Origin of the sequence: Psychrobacter sp. PP-21 (assembly GCF_033790785.1) — a bacterium.
Taxonomy (GTDB): Bacteria; Pseudomonadota; Gammaproteobacteria; order Pseudomonadales; family Moraxellaceae; genus Psychrobacter.
On the sequence record NZ_JAMYEB010000004.1, the window covers coordinates 128,558 to 145,473 of the forward strand.

The 16,916-nt window shown below is 44.0% G+C and carries 11 protein-coding genes; 1 reads left to right on the top strand and 10 read right to left on the bottom strand.

The genetic code is table 11. The features are described 5' to 3' along the window. Positions 1–398: 398 nt before the first annotated feature. The 8 genes from NJD71_RS05685 to pilM all read right to left on the bottom strand — a co-directional run bounded on the left by NJD71_RS05685 (position 399) and on the right by pilM (position 8,991). Positions 399–1,514, bottom strand: a complete 1,116-nt coding sequence (locus NJD71_RS05685) for a hypothetical protein (RefSeq protein WP_319050980.1) — start codon at positions 1,512–1,514, stop codon at positions 399–401. A gap of 163 nt (positions 1,515–1,677) precedes the next feature. Then, on the bottom strand, positions 1,678–2,787 hold the full coding sequence (gene aroB, locus NJD71_RS05690) for a 3-dehydroquinate synthase (RefSeq protein ID WP_319050981.1): 1,110 nt from the start codon (positions 2,785–2,787) through the stop codon (positions 1,678–1,680). Between the two features lie 109 nt (positions 2,788–2,896). Beyond that, entirely contained in the window at positions 2,897–3,454 is a 558-nt protein-coding gene (gene aroK, locus NJD71_RS05695; protein WP_319050982.1) for a shikimate kinase AroK, read from the bottom strand. A 203-nt stretch (positions 3,455–3,657) separates the two neighbouring features. After that, the gene (gene pilQ, locus NJD71_RS05700; protein WP_319050983.1) at positions 3,658–6,012 is read right to left on the bottom strand and encodes a type IV pilus secretin PilQ; all 2,355 of its coding nucleotides are present in this window, start codon (positions 6,010–6,012) and stop codon (positions 3,658–3,660) included. A gap of 27 nt (positions 6,013–6,039) precedes the next feature. Next, complete coding sequence (locus tag NJD71_RS05705; RefSeq protein WP_319050984.1) at positions 6,040–6,573, bottom strand: pilus assembly protein PilP; 534 nt, start codon at positions 6,571–6,573, stop codon at positions 6,040–6,042. Beyond that, positions 6,573–7,292, bottom strand: a complete 720-nt coding sequence (locus NJD71_RS05710; RefSeq protein WP_319050985.1) for a type 4a pilus biogenesis protein PilO — start codon at positions 7,290–7,292, stop codon at positions 6,573–6,575. Before NJD71_RS05710 ends, NJD71_RS05705 begins: the two co-directional genes overlap by 1 nt. Then, positions 7,289–7,936, bottom strand: a complete 648-nt coding sequence (locus tag NJD71_RS05715; RefSeq protein WP_319050986.1) for a PilN domain-containing protein — start codon at positions 7,934–7,936, stop codon at positions 7,289–7,291. Before NJD71_RS05715 ends, NJD71_RS05710 begins: the two co-directional genes overlap by 4 nt. Further along, entirely contained in the window at positions 7,936–8,991 is a 1,056-nt protein-coding gene (pilM, locus tag NJD71_RS05720) for a type IV pilus assembly protein PilM (protein ID WP_319050987.1), read from the bottom strand. The genes NJD71_RS05715 and pilM overlap by 1 nt, the downstream gene beginning before the upstream one ends. A 192-nt stretch (positions 8,992–9,183) precedes the next feature. Here pilM and NJD71_RS05725 point away from each other — a divergent pair, with 192 nt between their 5' ends. Continuing rightward, positions 9,184–11,838, top strand: a complete 2,655-nt coding sequence (locus tag NJD71_RS05725) for a penicillin-binding protein 1A (protein WP_319050988.1) — start codon at positions 9,184–9,186, stop codon at positions 11,836–11,838. 114 nt (positions 11,839–11,952) lie between these two features. On the opposite strand, the gene NJD71_RS05730 is transcribed toward NJD71_RS05725, so the two are convergent. Further along, a complete protein-coding gene (locus NJD71_RS05730) occupies positions 11,953–12,477 on the bottom strand; it encodes a DUF6586 family protein (RefSeq protein WP_319050989.1) in 525 nt (174 codons plus the stop codon). 166 nt (positions 12,478–12,643) lie between these two features. Continuing rightward, a complete protein-coding gene (gene rpoC / locus NJD71_RS05735) occupies positions 12,644–16,861 on the bottom strand; it encodes a DNA-directed RNA polymerase subunit beta' (protein ID WP_319050990.1) in 4,218 nt (1,405 codons plus the stop codon). Between the last annotated feature and the right edge of the window lie 55 nt (positions 16,862–16,916).

Sequence of the window (16,916 nt, forward strand, 5' to 3'; positions counted from 1 at the left end):
GCCGCGCTTGAGACAACAAATTATAGTTACAGAACCAAAAAACCTTGGATTCATAACTAAATGATTGTTTAATAAATAGTTTTTACGATAACTATACAGAACGTCGCCCACAGTTATATTAGTTAATGATTCACAAAAAATCTAGTCTTTTCTGTCGATTCATCAGCCATAATTTGTAAGAAGACTTATTACTATTGGTTATAGGATAGACAACAACGCTGTTAAAAATTTAATATAACAAGGCCATATAAGGCTTCGCTGCATTGATATATATCAGTTTATCTCCGTTGATATCTCTCTTAAAATACTCAGACCTACTATTAGCAACCTAGAAAATAGCACAAAAAAACCCACTAGCTATCTGGCTAGTGGGTTCTATAAGCAACGAGAAATAAAGATCAGTTGCTTTTATCTTCTATCAGCGTCTTCATACTATCACTGTTATTTTTAGGTGCGTTTGTGCTAGCAGGTTTATTGGTAGCGTTTGAGCTGTTACTGGTGCCAGTATTAGCTGTGCTTGGTGGTTTTGGTGCAGGTACGACTGGTGGTTTTTTACTAGTCGTATTATTTTCAGGTGCTGGTGTTACTGGCTTTTTGTTGTCCTGTTTTGGTTTATTGGCATCATTTTCAGTTTTTGCTGGTGCTTCAGGAGTAGACTGTAGCTCTCCTCCAACGGTACGCGCTTCAGTAACGGACAACGTGGCTGAGGTATCGACTGACTGGCGGATGCTTTCTTCTGTACTGCGGCTACTACTAGCGGTACTCTGACTGCTTTGACTAGACCCGCTATCGGTAGCTTGATTGTTACTAGTATTATTGACTGCTTGAGCCTGCTGACGCGCTGGTACTTCACGTTTAGTCGGCTTAAGATTCACAGCCCGCGTACGCTTGGTACTCAAGTCTTTTACTGGATCAGGACGTTCGTAGTTATCGATAATACTGACATATCGATTGATCTCTTCTGGCAGCACCCGCACATTAGCAGGTAGCTTAAAATCTACCAATTTCGATGCGCCTGCCGCTTCTTGTGGACTACTCATCAGTCCATAAGTCAACATATAGCGGATTTGTTCTTCTTCATCAAGGTAGCGAAAATAAGCAAACTTATCACGATCCGCACGGCCTTCAAGATAGCTGACAATCACATCATTCTCAGCAACGTTCATCACCTGTACGGTCCACTTGCCTTTATTAGCGAGTAAGTAACGCTTATCCTTGAACTCATCAGGATAGTTACGTAAATCACGGACAGTTGCATCAAAACTGATTGGCTGCACATCCGTATCAAGCTCATGTAGCGACTCGATCTGCAATGGCTGCTCAAACTCTTCTGCTAGCATTTGCGGCGCTGATACCGGCTCGTTTTCGATTTTGGCACCCATTGCTGGTGTCTGACTGAGCATCCACACTAGGGCGGTAACAACGCCCAACAGCAGCGTCACTACTAGCCAAATCAATGCTTGACGACTGTGTGACTGCCTAGCGGTACGCGTCGTCGATTTTGATGCTGCCATGGAGATATCCTTGGTAAAAACACATTTAAGAGCAGTGTAGAAATACTCATTCTAGCAGAGGTGCCGTTAGTAACCTTAATAACCTCAGTACTTATCAAAAACACTCATCAAAAGTGTTTACCAACGCTTGATATAAACAACTGATCGCTAAGATTTTGATAAACTATGCGCTATGTTGTGATAACACTTCAGATAACAGTGCCGAATCGAAATCATTAGTTAACACCGCACTGCCTATTGATTTTAACAAAATCAGCCTGATTTGTCCGTGTTTGACTTTTTTGTCGTGACCCATTAAATTCAGAGCCGTTTGTGCATCAATTGCAGGCGGCGTAATTGGCAAATTACCTAGAATTAGAACGCGTCTAATGCGTGCAACATCATCATGGGTCAACCAACCGATTTTTTGGGATAATTCAGCAGCTTGCATCATGCCAGCGGCTACTGCCTCACCGTGTAACCAATTGCCATAACCTTGATGAGTCTCTATCACATGACCAAAGGTATGTCCAAAGTTGAGCAATGCACGTACACCGGATTCTCTTTCATCTTGCGCTACGACATCTGCTTTGTATTGGCAGCAGCGCTTCACGGCTTCGCCAAGCACAGCCAAATCTAGCGCCATCATCGCTGGTAAATTCTCTTCAAGCCATACCAAAAATGCATCGTCCATAATAAGCGCATATTTGATGATTTCAGCAACGCCTGCCGATAGCTCACGCGCAGGTAAGGTTTTCAGCGTACTCATGTCTGCAAGCACCATCTGCGGCTGCCAGAACGCGCCAATCATGTTTTTGCCTCGCGCATGATTGATACCCGTCTTACCCCCGACACTAGAATCAACTTGTGATAATAGTGTTGTTGGAATTTGGATAAAGTTCACTCCTCGCATAAAACTGGCTGCAGCAAAACCTGTCATATCACCAATCACGCCGCCGCCAAGCGCAATAAGTGTGACATCACGATTGAAGTGCTCTGCCATTAGGGCATCATAGATCTTATCAATGCTTTGCTGGTTCTTGTATTGCTCACCATCTGGCAACACACAAACCTTTACTGTGAACTGCTCTGCCAGCTCGTCTTCCAATGCTTTTAAGTACAGGGGGGCGACCGTATCATTGGTGACAATTAATACTTGGCGACCACTGATATAAGGGGCAATCTGTTTTGCCATACTACTGTTTTCTGCCTCAGAATCTTCAGTAATAACGATTGGATAGTCATGGCTCTGAGCGTGAACAGTTAGGCGATCATGAAATAGTGATGCTGTCATGAGACACTCCTTAAGCATTTTTATTGGGGTAAAAGTAACTGGGTTGGCAGGTCAAAACTATTGTTAGAAGTTAAAATTATTAAAAGTTAAAATCTATAGTGTCGACCTATTACTCATCATCTGTCAGCAATGCATCAGTACCGTCAAAAAATGTGGTTAGCTGCTGCAATAACTGATTGACCATATGGCGCGGATAGGTGTGCCCAGTAGGCATAATAATATGCGAAACCTGACGGTATAATGGATCACGAATACTATACAGCTCTTGCAAGATTTTTCTAGGATTAGGCTGTTGTAGGAGTGGTCGCGACTTGTCTTTAGCAGTGCGTGCCATTTGTACATCAACGGGTGCATTTAGATAAACCACAATGCCACGTTGTTTTAAAAACGCTCGGTTTTCGGCACACATCACTGCGCCACCGCCTGTCGCTAGTACGATTTGGGGCGTCTGAGTCAATTCATCGATGGCACGTGTTTCACGCTCACGGAAACCTGCTTCGCCCTCTTTGGCAAATATCCAAGCAATATCGGCACCTGTTTGCGATTCTATGTACCAATCACTATCTACAAAAGTTCGACCCAGTTGCTTGGCAAGCAATTTACCAATTGTCGTCTTACCCGCTCCCATCGGTCCCACTAAAAACACCGACGGCAATTCCTGCACCATAATACTCACTCAGCTAAATTAGCTATGATACAACGTCATTGATATTCTGGCTAGTAATGCGCCATGATTATTGTCAGTAATATTTATCGCACCTTACCCATTAGTCAATGTAGGTATAACACACTCTTAGAGATATTTGATTCATGCACAAAAAAAGCAAGCACGATGGCTTGCTTTTCAACGAAGGCGGAATAGAGAGACGACTAGTTCAGACGGCTAGTGCCATCATTGATCAGTTTTGGTGTGATAAAGATGAGTAGCTCTTCCTTGTTATTATTACGGACATCTCTACGGAATGCGCGACCGATGTATGGTAAATCACCTAAGAAAGGAACTTTGTCTACGTTATTGTTGGTACGGTTTCTAAATATTCCGCCCAGCACGACCGTTTGACCATCTTCGATAGTCACGTTGGTTGATATAGAATCTTCATTGATAGCAACGATGCCATTAGTAAACACTGGCGTGCCGTTGGTGATAAGTAGCTGCAAGCCAATCTTACCATCAGGCGTGATATTCGGCGTTGCCTCCAAGCTTAGCGCTGCTTCTCTAAAGCTGGTCGTGGTTGCGCCACTGGCTGAGGCCTCCTGATAAGGAATCTGTGTGCCAGAAGAGACTTTCGCGGTTTGCTTATCAGCGGTTAAGACTTTCGGTGTAGAGATGACCTCACCGCGATTGTCTGCTTGCAAGGCGGACAGTTCAAGGTCGAGCATCACATCAGATAGGCTTAGCAGACCAAAAGCAATACTACCTGCTGGGTTAGAAACACCCAGATCAACGTTTAAATTATCAGGACTGGTAATGTCATAAGAAGGGTAAGAAACCGTTTGCCCGTTAATTGTCGTGGTTTCTATATCAAAATCTTTAAGATCTGCTAGGGTCTGATTGCTACCACCAACCAATAAGCTACGATTGTTGGCTGCCCCATTCGATAAGATACCCCAACGCACACCTATCTCTTTACTAAACGTATCGGTAGCGCTCACGATACGGGCTTCAATCATTACCTGACGGACTGGGATATCAATTTTGCTGATGAGATTGTGTATATTTTCGATACTATCAGCCACGTCTTTAATGATGAGTGTGTTGGTACGCTCATCAATCGTTACCGTGCCACGACTGGATAATAACGTATTGTTGTCATCTACTCGATTTGACAGACTACTGTTGTTATTCGATGCGCCGCTGCCTTGAGAAATAAGTGTTAAGACATCTTGTGCTTTTGCATAGCTCAGACGAATATACTCAGTACGGAGCGGTGCATAAGATTGAACCGCTTGTTGTGCTTCTAGCTCACGAGCTTCTTGCTCTGCAAGCTCTGTAGAAGGCGCGACCAAAATGACATTACCGTTTTCGCGCTTACCTAAATTTTTACTTTTTAAGATAATATCAAGCGCTTGATCCCAAGGCACATTAATCAGACGCAACGTAATATTACCAGCGACTGAATCGCTAGCCACAACATTCATCTCAGTGAACTGCGCTAATATATCTAGAACACTACGAATTTCAACGTCTTGAAACTCCATAGACAATGGCTCGCCGCTATATACTCTTTCTTCAAGCGTCGGCTCTCGTAACAGCTCAGGCTTGTCGATACTGATACTTAATTGATTGCCTGACTGGTAAGCTTGATATTCGTAGTCCTCAGTCATGTTAATAGTGACAACACCATTTTGACCTTGGTTTTTTGTATCAATACTACTAACCAGACCGCTATTAATATTTAATCGACGCAACAGGTTTCTAGGAACCGTACTACCCGTTAGGCGCACTACGAGCTTGTTGCCTTGACGCTGTACATCTACCGGAATGGCTTCATTGGCAAGTACCATACTGACGTTGCCACCACCGTCACTACCTGCCGAAAAATTGACCGCGCTTAGACCGTCATAACTGTACTGTCTACTTACTTGTGAGGAAGCGAGCTGCGGATTTAGTAGTGGATTAACTCTTACCACCATCGTGTCGGCTGGCACTTCGTTTTTTACTACTGTCGTACTGGTTGTTTGGACAGCCGCCACAGGAGTAGCACTCGTCTCGACAATTGGTGTCACGACTGCCGTGGTGGTTATACCATTGTTGTTATTGAGGACATCTTGTATAGGGTCGCTAGTAATTACTGGACGGTTAGGATCAGTAATTGTCAATAGCAGATCATTACCCTCAATCGCTGTTGTGTAATTTCCTGACTGTTTGAGACCAACGATAAGGCGCGTTGTGCTATCGCTACTCAACGTGGTGACATCGTTGACCATACCAATATTGTATTCGTTAAAGCGACTAGTAAGACCGTTTTGCACTTGTTCAAAATCTAGTACCAAGCGGCTAGGATCATCAAGTTGGTAGGCTGCCGGCAATACAGGTAGTCCTGCAAACCCCAAACGCATTTGTGTCACTGCTGGTGCCGTTTGTACCACAGAGACATTATTGATACGCTGATCCGCATGAGCGCTATTGCTTACTGCTACCATGCTCACTGCCAATGCTGAAATGGCAAAAGCAGAAGAAACGCGGTTACTCATCGTCATTACCTTGTTATTGCGTACTGTCATTATTTATTCCTCAAAAAATCTGCCGACTTAGCTTATGGGGGATACCAGCGACTGGGGTTTTTCAACAAACCCTGCGCGGCTGTCTGGCACAATTTCAATCAAGTTAATCTGGGTCGGCGTGATTTCAACAATACGGCCGTCATTCAATCCAAGATAATCACCTACCTTCACACTAGCAACTGAACCATCAGGGCGTTGTACCAATGCGTATCGCTGACCTTCGGGTGAAACCACGACTCCTCGAAAGATCAGTTGCGATAATTCATATTGCTCAAGTGGTTCTTTGACCCTTGTAATGTCTGGGCGGACGCCATCAATAGACGTCGTAGGACCTTGTACATTGACCAAGCTTGGCGGTAGAAAAGGACTACGCTGCGCGCTGGCACTATAGACAAAATCTTCTACCAGTTCAGCTTGAGGCGGTGGTTCGATAGGCTGTGCTGGCTGGTTACGAATATCAGTCATCGCTTGCTCTGCCATTCCGATACGGTCAGCACAGCCAGCCATAGATACAGCTGAGACACTCAAAGCCAACAACATGGGTAATTTTTGTATACTCATTAGTTGCCTCCTGCGTTTGTATCAGTAGCGACTGCTGCTTCATCTTCAGGAGCAGCTTCTTTGGAACGATAAGTCTTCGTTTGCAGTACCAAATTCAGTTCTGGTAAAACATCCAAACTCGGCTGCGGGTTACTCACTTCAAAATCATGCATAGTAATGATTCGAGGTAATGCAGCAAGGCCACTGATAAAGCTACCAAATTGATGATACTCACCCAAAGCCGCGATACGGATCGGCTGCTCAATAAAGAATTCGTTTTCAATTTCAGGCTCTACTGATATATCTTGGAAACGAATATTACTACCGACGCCTGTCATATTGATACCTTCTACCAATTCTGACACACGGGTATCTTTTGGCAACTGATCTAACAAGGTATTAAATTCAGTTTCCATTTGAACAACTTGCGCTTGATAAGCCTCTAAGTGACGCGCACGTGACTCTTTTTCACGGTAGCTGTCAAGCAAGGTCTGTTGCTGACTCTCAGCTGCCTTGATCTCATCTATTTTGCTGCTAATTGGTAGCGCCCATGACAGTGCTGCGATAAAGGTAATAATAAGACCAATTACCGTTACCTTTACTGGTAATGGCCAGCTGCCATAGTTCTCAGAATCCAACGATTCAAAGCTGCGGCGGAATTCATTTAAGTCAAACTGCTTTTTCGGTTTTAACGCCGTTTTCTTAGTTTTGACTAGGCTTTTTTTGCGGACAAGTTTCATAACTCCCCTCCCACACCATCTTCAGCAGGAACAGGTGTCTCAGATTGTACTTTAGTCGTTATCACAAACTGCACATAACTGTCTTCAGGGTATACAGGGCGTGGTTGTTCGCCAGTAGCGACAGTGTTATTAAGTACTGGAGCTGCTTCATAAGCACTGATATTCTGCTGAATATTACTCACTGCCGAGTTACCCATCCACTTACTACTATCTAAGTTACGAATCAAGCTCGACACAATATTTGGATTGTCTGCAAGACCTGTCAGAGTCAAAACATCGCCTTCGCGTTTTAGGTTATTCAAATAGAGTGCTGGTGGAATGGCACGAGCCAAGTCATCCCATAAGCGTACAGGAACCGGACGGCGACCCTGCAAGTCCTGAATAACCTGCATACGCGAGATAATATCTTCACGGCGCTGTTCTAAACTGTCAATTTCAGTGAGTGCCGTATCTAAGCGTGCGTTTTCTTGTTCAATTAATGCATTGGCATCAAGCTGCTCATCGAGCTCATTATTGAAATAGCTCCATGAAGCAAATGCAGCCAGTAAAGTGAGTAGAGTCACTGCGACTACCAGAGTCATAAACTCTTTGTTGCGACGGTCACGCTCTTCTTGTCGCCAAGGTAAAAGGTTAATACGAGCCATTAGTCAAAGCTCCTTAACGCAAGACCGCATGCAGCCATTAGGCTTGGTGCATCAATGGTCAATTGCTCATTATCAATATTAGGCGCAATGGTCATATTGGTAAATGGATTGGCCACACTAACACTCACCCCGAGTTTTTGTTGTGCCAATCCAGCGAGACCTGCGATAGAGCTACTACCGCCTGCAAGTACTACATGGTCAATACTGCTGTACTGACTAGAAGAGAAATAAAACTGCAAAGAACGAGTGATTTGTTGAATGGTACTTTCTATAAAGGGGGTCAAGATTTCAGGATAGTAATCATCAGGCAATGTGCGCTCACGTTTGCTCAGCGTTGCTTCTTCAAACGATAATCCGTAGCGATTCTGGATGGCTTCTGTCAGTTGCACACCGCCAAATAACTGCTCACGACTATAAATAAACTCGCCATTTTTTGCGATATACAAGGTAGTTTGATTATGACCAATATCTACCAATGCAACCAACTCCGGCATGTTTGGCAGATTGTCTACCATCAACCCAAAAGCGCGTTCAATAGCATGTGACTCAATATCCATGACCTTGGCTTGCATACCACCAAATGTGAGGGCATCAACACGTTGGTCGACGTTTTCTGAGCGAGAGGCTGCGAGCAACACTTGCACCATATTGTCATCAACTAAAGACGGGCCTAGTACCTCAAAGTCGAGATTGACGTCTTCTAGTGGATAAGGCACATACTGGTCAGCATCCAAACGTATTTGTGCTTCGCGCTCAACATCGTTTAGCACCATATCCATGTCAATGATTTTGGTAATGACAGCAGATCCTGACACAGCTGTTGCCGCATTACTGCCCGCCACCTGGCAACGTCTCGCTAGACTGGCTATAATGTTGCCAACCGCTTCTGTGTCTACTAAGAGTTTGTCAACGACTATACCTTCCGGTATTCTCTCGATACCATAAGATTTGAGATGGAACATGCCTTGTTGGCGCTGTATGTCAACCAACTTCACTGAAGTGGCACAAATATCCACACCAATCAAATGTCGACTTTTAGAAGTAAATAGCCTCACAAACTCTATACCTTATATTAAGTGTACAATCTGATAGTTATTTGTAATAATTGAATACAATACTTTACTTAATTGATAGATTCAAGCGTTTAAAAATATATTAAGGCCTACTTACACATTTATTATGACCTGTTGATTTTGTTCAAGGTATAATAAGTTATCCGCTACAAATTCTAATTAATAAGTCTTATTATGGCCAAAAAAAATGCTACCGCTCGTCTCATTCACTTTTTGGTGGGGCTTTTTGTCGCTTGTCTAGCATTGGCAGTCATCTTAGCACTTGCTGTGCCCATTGGTTTTTATGGCATGGCGATGTATTTATCGCCGACTCTGCCTAGCACTCAAGAAATCAAAACTGCCAACCTAGAAATGCCATTGCAGATTTATAGTAGTGATGAGAAATTGATTGGTCAATATGGTAACCGTTTATCATTGCCAGTCACTTTTGATGAAATACCAAAAGATTTGACTCATGCTTTTTTAGCAGCAGAAGATGCTTCTTTTTTTCAGCATAGTGGTATTAGTATCAAAGGGCTTGGTCGCGCGGTCACTGAAGTTGTCACTGATGATGATAGTCAGACGGGTGGTTCCACTATCACGATGCAGGTTGCTAAAAATTATTTTTTGAGCCCTGAGCGTACCCTAAACCGTAAACTGATGGAATTATTTTTAGCACGTAAAATCGAAGACGAGCTGAGTAAAAACGATATTTTAACTCTATATGTCAATAAGATTTATTTGGGTGAAGGCGCTTACGGTATTCGCGCTGCTGCCAAAAAGTATTATAGTAAATCATTAGACAGTTTAAGTATTGCTGAGATGGCAATGCTTGCTGGTCTACCAAAAGCCCCTTCTAAATACAATCCTGTTGCCAATCCTACGCGGGCTTTGACTCGCCGCAACTGGATTATTGGCCGTATGCATGAGCTTGGCTACATTACCAAGGCTCAACATGATGAAGCCGTAAACTCACCTGTGGGCATCAAACTATATCAAGAAAAGCTTGATGTAAATATGCCTTATTTAGCAGAAATGACGCGTGCTACCTTAGTTGAACGCTACGGTGAGCAAGTCATGCATGGCGGTTGGCGTGTTCGTCTCACAGTCGATAGCAAGGCACAAACGGCGGCAGAGGCTGCCATATTAACCGGGCTGATTGCTTATGAGCATCGTCATGGATGGCGCGGCGCAGAAGCAAATGACGAGCCTCTCGAAAACTTTCAGCGCTATAGCAATATGTCTCCTGCCAAAGTCACCAAAGTCAATTCTCGTAGTTTTGAAGCGACGCTACAATCTGGTGAAAGTGTAACGGTCAACTGGTCTGGCATGAGCTGGGCACGCAAATACATCTCTGCCAACCGTATCGGTTACTACCCTAATAATGCTAGCCAAATAGTGAGCAAAAACGATATTGTCCGCGTGATACCTACCGCAAATGGTAATTGGCAACTAGGGCAGATACCTAAAATACAAGGTAGTCTGGTTTCATTAAATCCAGAAACCGGCGCGGTTAATGCATTAGTAGGCGGTTTTGATTTCAAACACAGTAAGTTTAATAGAGCCTTACAAGGGTGGCGCCAACCTGGCTCTACCATCAAGCCGCTTGTCTATACAGCCGCTTTAGAAAAAGGCTATCGCCCAGACAGTATCGTATCTGATCGTCCTATTCAAGTAGGCGACTGGAAGCCTAAAAATTCGGACGAACGTTTCTTGGGCGATATCACCTTGCGCCGTGGCTTGTACCTGTCTCGCAACTTGGTTTCTATCCGCTTACTACAGGCCATTGGTATCTCCGATGCCCGTAACTTACTAGATGAGTTTGGCTTAGACAAAGAAAAACTACCAACGACTTTATCGCTAGCACTCGGCGCAGGACAAGCAACTCCTTTACAAATGGCAACGGCCTATTCGACCTTTGCCAACGGTGGTCATCGTGTACAGCCCTACTTTATTGAGCAAATCTATAATTATAAGAACGAGCTACTATTCCAAGCCAACCCTCTCCAAGCCTGTGCATTGTGTTTCAACGAGCAACTCGAAGAGGTCAATAAAACACTATTAGAGGAATACAATCAATCACTCGAAGATGAGACTAGCACCACCGATGAGTCGACTACTGAAGAGTTAGAGAGTGATGGAGAGACTGAAGAAGAAGCTACTACTGTTGCCGATAATGAGATCTACAACGCAGGTCCACAGTCAGATCGCTTAAAAGCGCCTGCTGTACAGTACATCATGGCCAAACAAGCACCGCGAATACTAAAACCTAGAGTCGCATTTGAGATGGCAGATATCCTACGTGATGTCGTGCAGCGCGGTACTGCAGTACGAGCAAAAGCTTTGGGACGTGATGATATTGGCGGCAAAACTGGTACCACCAATGAAGCTAAAGACGCCTGGTTTGCAGGGTTTCATCCTACCAATGCAACAGTAGTATGGATGGGCTTTGATCAACCGACATCTATGGGTCGCCGTGAGTACGGTGGCGTGGCCGCCCTGCCCGTTTGGATAGACTTCATGAAAGCACAGCTCGAAGACACACCAAATCAGTGGGTATCTATTAATAATCGCTCAAAATCTAAAAAGCAACAACAGCAAATTATAGAAATGACTGATGATGGCATTGTCTCTAATGCTGCTGACGATGATGAGTTATCCGATACCAATCAACCTGCAAAACCGGTTAAAACTCAAACCCAGCAGCGCAAACCAACTGCCCCTGAACCTATCGAAAACTCAAGCATTTCACAGACACAGGCATCGGGCAACAGTCGGAGTACTGACGGATCATCACAGAATGCTTTGTCAGCAACACCCGTTCAGCGTATGCCACCAATGCCAGAGTAGTTTCTATAAATTTATAGCACGTATTTAGAGCAAAAAGACCTGTCCAGTAATCACTGAACAGGTCTTTTTTTATGCTATTAGTTATTATCTCATTTATACTTCCAAGCAATTTTATTAGAACTCAACCATCCCTGCACGCAACTGCTCAATCAACTCTAAAAGCTGTTGACGCCATTCGCGTATCGTGGCCTCATCAGGTAGCCACTGATTCGATAGAGTAACAACATTAACAATAAGATCTGGTGATACTGAGTTGTCGTTTGGTGTATTGTCTACAACAGTATCTGGTGGTACCGCATAGAGACAGCGTTGATAAGCACGCTCTATATTTGCCACAAAACCTTGCTGCTGCAATTGCTGTAAGCGCTGAATCTCAGGAGATACTTGCGTACGCTCGCTCAGTGCTTGCTCAATATCGAGCAACGTTGGTGCCGTCATGTTTAAACTATAGAAATGACCCAGTTCTTGAATAAATGCTAATAGTGCGCCATGCAAATGGAAAATAGCGGTTTCACAATGTGCCTGGTATAACTGCTTGTCATTGGAGCCGCCTGCTGCTTGGCAAGATAAACGACAAAAATATAGCTTTTGATTGGTTCGATCTGCTTGGTATTTAGCGACGCGTGTTTTACCTGCCATTTGCTAATTGTCCTTTTATAAATAGTGAATTAGAGCCTATTTCCCAGTGTACTATTTTTTTAGATGATAGCACCATGCCTTTCTCAGTTTTTTACACGCACAAAAAAGCCAGCAACTTAGGCTGGCTTTTTATCAAATTAAGAATGAATCAAGATACTTAATACGATTAGTTGTCTTGATTTAACTCTTGAGCAAATGCTTCATCAAAGCTAGCGAAGTCTTTGCTATCAGTGCTTGCAGTCATATCAAACGCAGCATTCAGATCTTTATCTTGTAGCTTCTGATCTGCTGTTTCTTTACGTGCTTTATGATAAGCAAGACCAGTACCAGCAGGAATCAAGCGACCAACAACCACGTTTTCTTTCAGACCACGTAGCTCATCGACTTTACCAGTCACAGCAGCAGCAGTTAGTACACGGGTTGTTTCCTGGAAAGACGCCGCTGAGATAAAGCTTTCAGTTGCAAGGCTGGCTTTGGTGATACCTAACAATTGACGCTCAAACTGTACTGGGAATTTATCTTCCGCTTCTAGCTTAGCATTCAATGCTTTAATATCTGCATATTCGACCTGATCACCTTTGAAGTGACTTGAGTCGCCGCCGTCAGTAATCTCAACTTTACGCAGCATCTGACGAATGATAACTTCGATGTGCTTGTCGTTGATTTTTACACCCTGCAAGCGATAAACGTCCTGTACTTCATTGACAATATAATCAGCAAGCGCAGTTTGTCCTTTCAGACGTAAGATATCATGTGGGTTCTGTGGACCATCAGCGATCACTTCACCACGTGCTACCGTCTCGTTTTCAAAGACGTTGATTTGACGCCATTTCGGGATTAGCTCTTCATGTACTTCACCATCTTCATTAGTAATAATGAAGCGGTTTTTACCCTTGGTCTCTTTACCGAAGCTTACCACACCAGTCATTTCTGCCATGATGGCATGATCTTTTGGACGACGTGCTTCGAACAAGTCAGCAACACGTGGTAGACCACCAGTAATATCTTTTGTACCAGAAGACGCTTGTGGTACACGGCCTAGAATCGAACCGGCTGCTACTTTCTCACCATCGCTCACGCGGATGATCGTTTCAGCTGGTAAGAAGTAAACCACTTCTTTGCCTTCATCAGTGTTCAAGATAATCGCAGGACGTAAGTCTTTTGCTGAGCTTGAACGGTCACGAGTCGCTAGAATCTCAAACGAGCTCATACCAGTCGCATCATCAACTTTTACTGTTGCAGTCATACCATCAGTGATGTCACTGAAGCGTGCTGTACCAGCAAATTCTGTGATAATTGGATGCGTATGCGGATCCCATTTAGCGATAGTTTGACCGCCTTCAACCTGCTCTTCGTCTTTCACAAGGACGCTTGAACCATATGGTACTTTATAGCGCTCACGCTCACGGCCAAGCTCATCGGTCAATGCGATTTCAGCTGAACGCGATACGATGACTAAGTGACCATCGGTATGCTGTACTGTTTTCATGTTCTCAAAGTGCGCTTGACCAGCATTACGTACAGAGATGCTGTTGTCTACAGAAGCTGAGCTCGCGGCCCCGCCCACGTGGAACGTACGCATGGTTAACTGAGTACCCGGCTCACCGATAGACTGAGCAGCCATAACACCAACTGACTCGCCAATGTTCACTTTATGACCACGTGCAAGGTCACGACCATAACACTGTGAACACACGCCATGTTCGATATTACAAGTAATAACTGAGCGCACCCAGATATCATCGATTGCGTTGTTATCTAGAACGTTAACCCAGTACTCATCAATCAATGTACCCGCTGGAATCAAGATCTTATCAGCATCATCATTGTACGCAACATCGCGTGCAGTAACACGACCCAGTACTAGCTCACCTAGCTTCTCAATGATTTCACCACCTTGGATATGTGGTTTCATGAGTAGGCCTTCTTCGGTACCACAATCATCGCTAGTGATAACCAAATCTTGCGCCACATCAACCAGACGACGAGTTAGGTAACCCGAGTTAGCTGTTTTCAGTGCGGTATCCGCTAGACCTTTACGTGCACCGTGAGTTGAGATGAAGTACTGTAGTACGGTCAAACCTTCACGGAAGTTAGCTTTAATCGGCGTCTCAATAATTGAGCCATCCGGTTTCGCCATCAGACCACGCATACCTGCCAACTGACGAATCTGTGCCGCACTACCACGAGCACCAGAATCCGACATGATGAAGATAGAGTTAAATGATTTTTGCTCGTCTTCTTCACCCTGTGCATTAATAACTTTATCTGTTGCCAAGTTGTCCATCATCGCCTTAGCGACTTTGTCATTAGTACGTGACCAAATATCAACGACTTTGTTATAGCGCTCACCAGCAGTTACGAAACCTTGCTCGAACTGATCTTCGATTTCGCGTACTTCGCCTTCTGCCACTTCGATAATATTCTTTTTCAGTGGTGGAATGACCATGTCATCGATACCGATAGACACACCAGATAGCGTTGCTTGAGCAAAACCAAGATACATCAATTGGTCAGCAAACATAACACTTTCTTTGACGCCAACTTTACGGTAGCAAGAGTTAATCAAACGAGAGATGTTTTTCTTCGTCATCTCTTGGTTACACTCATCAAACGTCATACCTTTAGGCATGATGTTCCAGATAAGTAGACGACCAGCAACCGTATCTTTGATACTGATTTCTTTGGTCTCGTTACCGTCTTCGTCAATTTGCGTCTCAGTAACACGCACTTTGATCTTAGCGTTTACATGTAGATCGTTTGAACCAATTGCACGCAATGCTTCATTAACGGTAGCAAAAATCATGCTCTCGCCTTTGGCATTGATAGACGAACGACTGATGTAATATAGACCCAGTACAACATCCTGAGATGGTACGATGATCGGATCACCATTCGCAGGTGACAAGATGTTGTTGGTAGACATCATCAAGGCACGTGATTCTAACTGTGCTTCTAGCGTCAATGGCACGTGAACGGCCATTTGGTCACCATCGAAATCGGCGTTGAATGCAGTACAAACAAGCGGATGCAGCTGGATTGCTTTACCTTCGATCAATACTGGCTCAAATGCTTGCAAGCCCAAACGGTGAAGTGTTGGCGCACGGTTAAGAAGTACTGGATGCTCACGGATAACCATGGCCAGCATATCCCACACTTGTGGCTCTTCACGCTCTACCATCTTTTTGGCAGCTTTAATCGTAGTTGCTAGACCATGAGACAATAGCTTGTTATAAGTAAATGGCTTAAATAATTCTAGAGCCATTTTCTTAGGTAGACCACACTGATGTAGACGTAGTGTTGGACCTACAACGATAACCGAACGACCAGAGTAATCGACACGCTTACCAAGTAAGTTCTGACGGAAACGACCTTGCTTACCTTTGATCATATCTGCCAAAGATTTCAATGGACGCTTGTTACTACCAGTGATGGCACGACCGCGACGACCGTTATCAAGCAACGCATCTACTGACTCTTGCAACATACGCTTTTCGTTACGTACGATGATATCAGGTGCGCTTAGCTCAAGTAGACGCTTAAGACGGTTATTACGGTTGATCACGCGGCGATACAGATCGTTTAGATCTGATGTCGCAAAGCGGCCACCTTCTAGCGGTACTAGAGGACGCAAATCTGGTGGTAGTACTGGCAAGATATTCATTACCATCCACTCAGGCTTATTATTAGAATCACGGAATGCTTCTAATAATTTGAGACGCTTAGACATCTTCTTAAGCTTAGTCTCAGAACCAGTTTGTGGAATCGCTTCACGTAGCTCATCAATTTCAAGATCGATATCGATGTCTTTTAGTAGGTCTTGAACGGCTTCAGCACCCATCTTGGCGGTAAATTCATCACCAAACTCTTCAAGCGCTTTGTAATAATCTTCATCATCAAGCAACTGGTACTTTTCTAAGCTAGTTAGACCAGGCTCAGTTACGATGTAGCTTTCAAAATATAGAACACGCTCGATATCACGTAGCGTCATGTCTAGCAATAGACCGATGCGGCTTGGTAATGATTTCAGGAACCAGATATGCGCCACAGGACTGGCTAGGTCGATATGACCCATGCGATCACGACGAACTTTAGCAGTGGTAACTTCGACACCACATTTTTCGCAGATAACGCCTTGGAACTTACGGCGCTTATATTTACCACATAAACATTCGAAATCTTTTACTGGGCCAAAGATTTTGGCACAAAAAAGACCATCACGCTCAGGCTTGAACGTACGATAGTTAATGGTTTCAGGCTTTTTTACTTCGCCGTGCGACCATGACTTGATGACGTCAGGTGAGGCTAAAGTAATTTGAATGCTATCAAACTCTTGGTTACCGTTGCCGGTAGGGCTTTGCATGATATCGAGTAAATCTTTCAAGTTGCTTCTCCGTTATCTTTATAATCATCTGACAGCGTACTATAGACGCGGATAA

Coding starts and splice junctions, on each gene's coding strand:
- NJD71_RS05685 (WP_319050980.1), bottom strand. CDS start 1,514: ATGGCAGCATCAAAATCGACGACGCGTACCGCTAGGCAGTCACACAGT.
- aroB (WP_319050981.1), bottom strand. CDS start 2,787: ATGACAGCATCACTATTTCATGATCGCCTAACTGTTCACGCTCAGAGC.
- aroK (WP_319050982.1), bottom strand. CDS start 3,454: ATGGTGCAGGAATTGCCGTCGGTGTTTTTAGTGGGACCGATGGGAGCG.
- pilQ (WP_319050983.1), bottom strand. CDS start 6,012: ATGACAGTACGCAATAACAAGGTAATGACGATGAGTAACCGCGTTTCT.
- NJD71_RS05705 (WP_319050984.1), bottom strand. CDS start 6,573: ATGAGTATACAAAAATTACCCATGTTGTTGGCTTTGAGTGTCTCAGCT.
- NJD71_RS05710 (WP_319050985.1), bottom strand. CDS start 7,292: ATGAAACTTGTCCGCAAAAAAAGCCTAGTCAAAACTAAGAAAACGGCG.
- NJD71_RS05715 (WP_319050986.1), bottom strand. CDS start 7,936: ATGGCTCGTATTAACCTTTTACCTTGGCGACAAGAAGAGCGTGACCGT.
- NJD71_RS05725 (WP_319050988.1), top strand. CDS start 9,184: ATGGCCAAAAAAAATGCTACCGCTCGTCTCATTCACTTTTTGGTGGGG.
- NJD71_RS05730 (WP_319050989.1), bottom strand. CDS start 12,477: ATGGCAGGTAAAACACGCGTCGCTAAATACCAAGCAGATCGAACCAAT.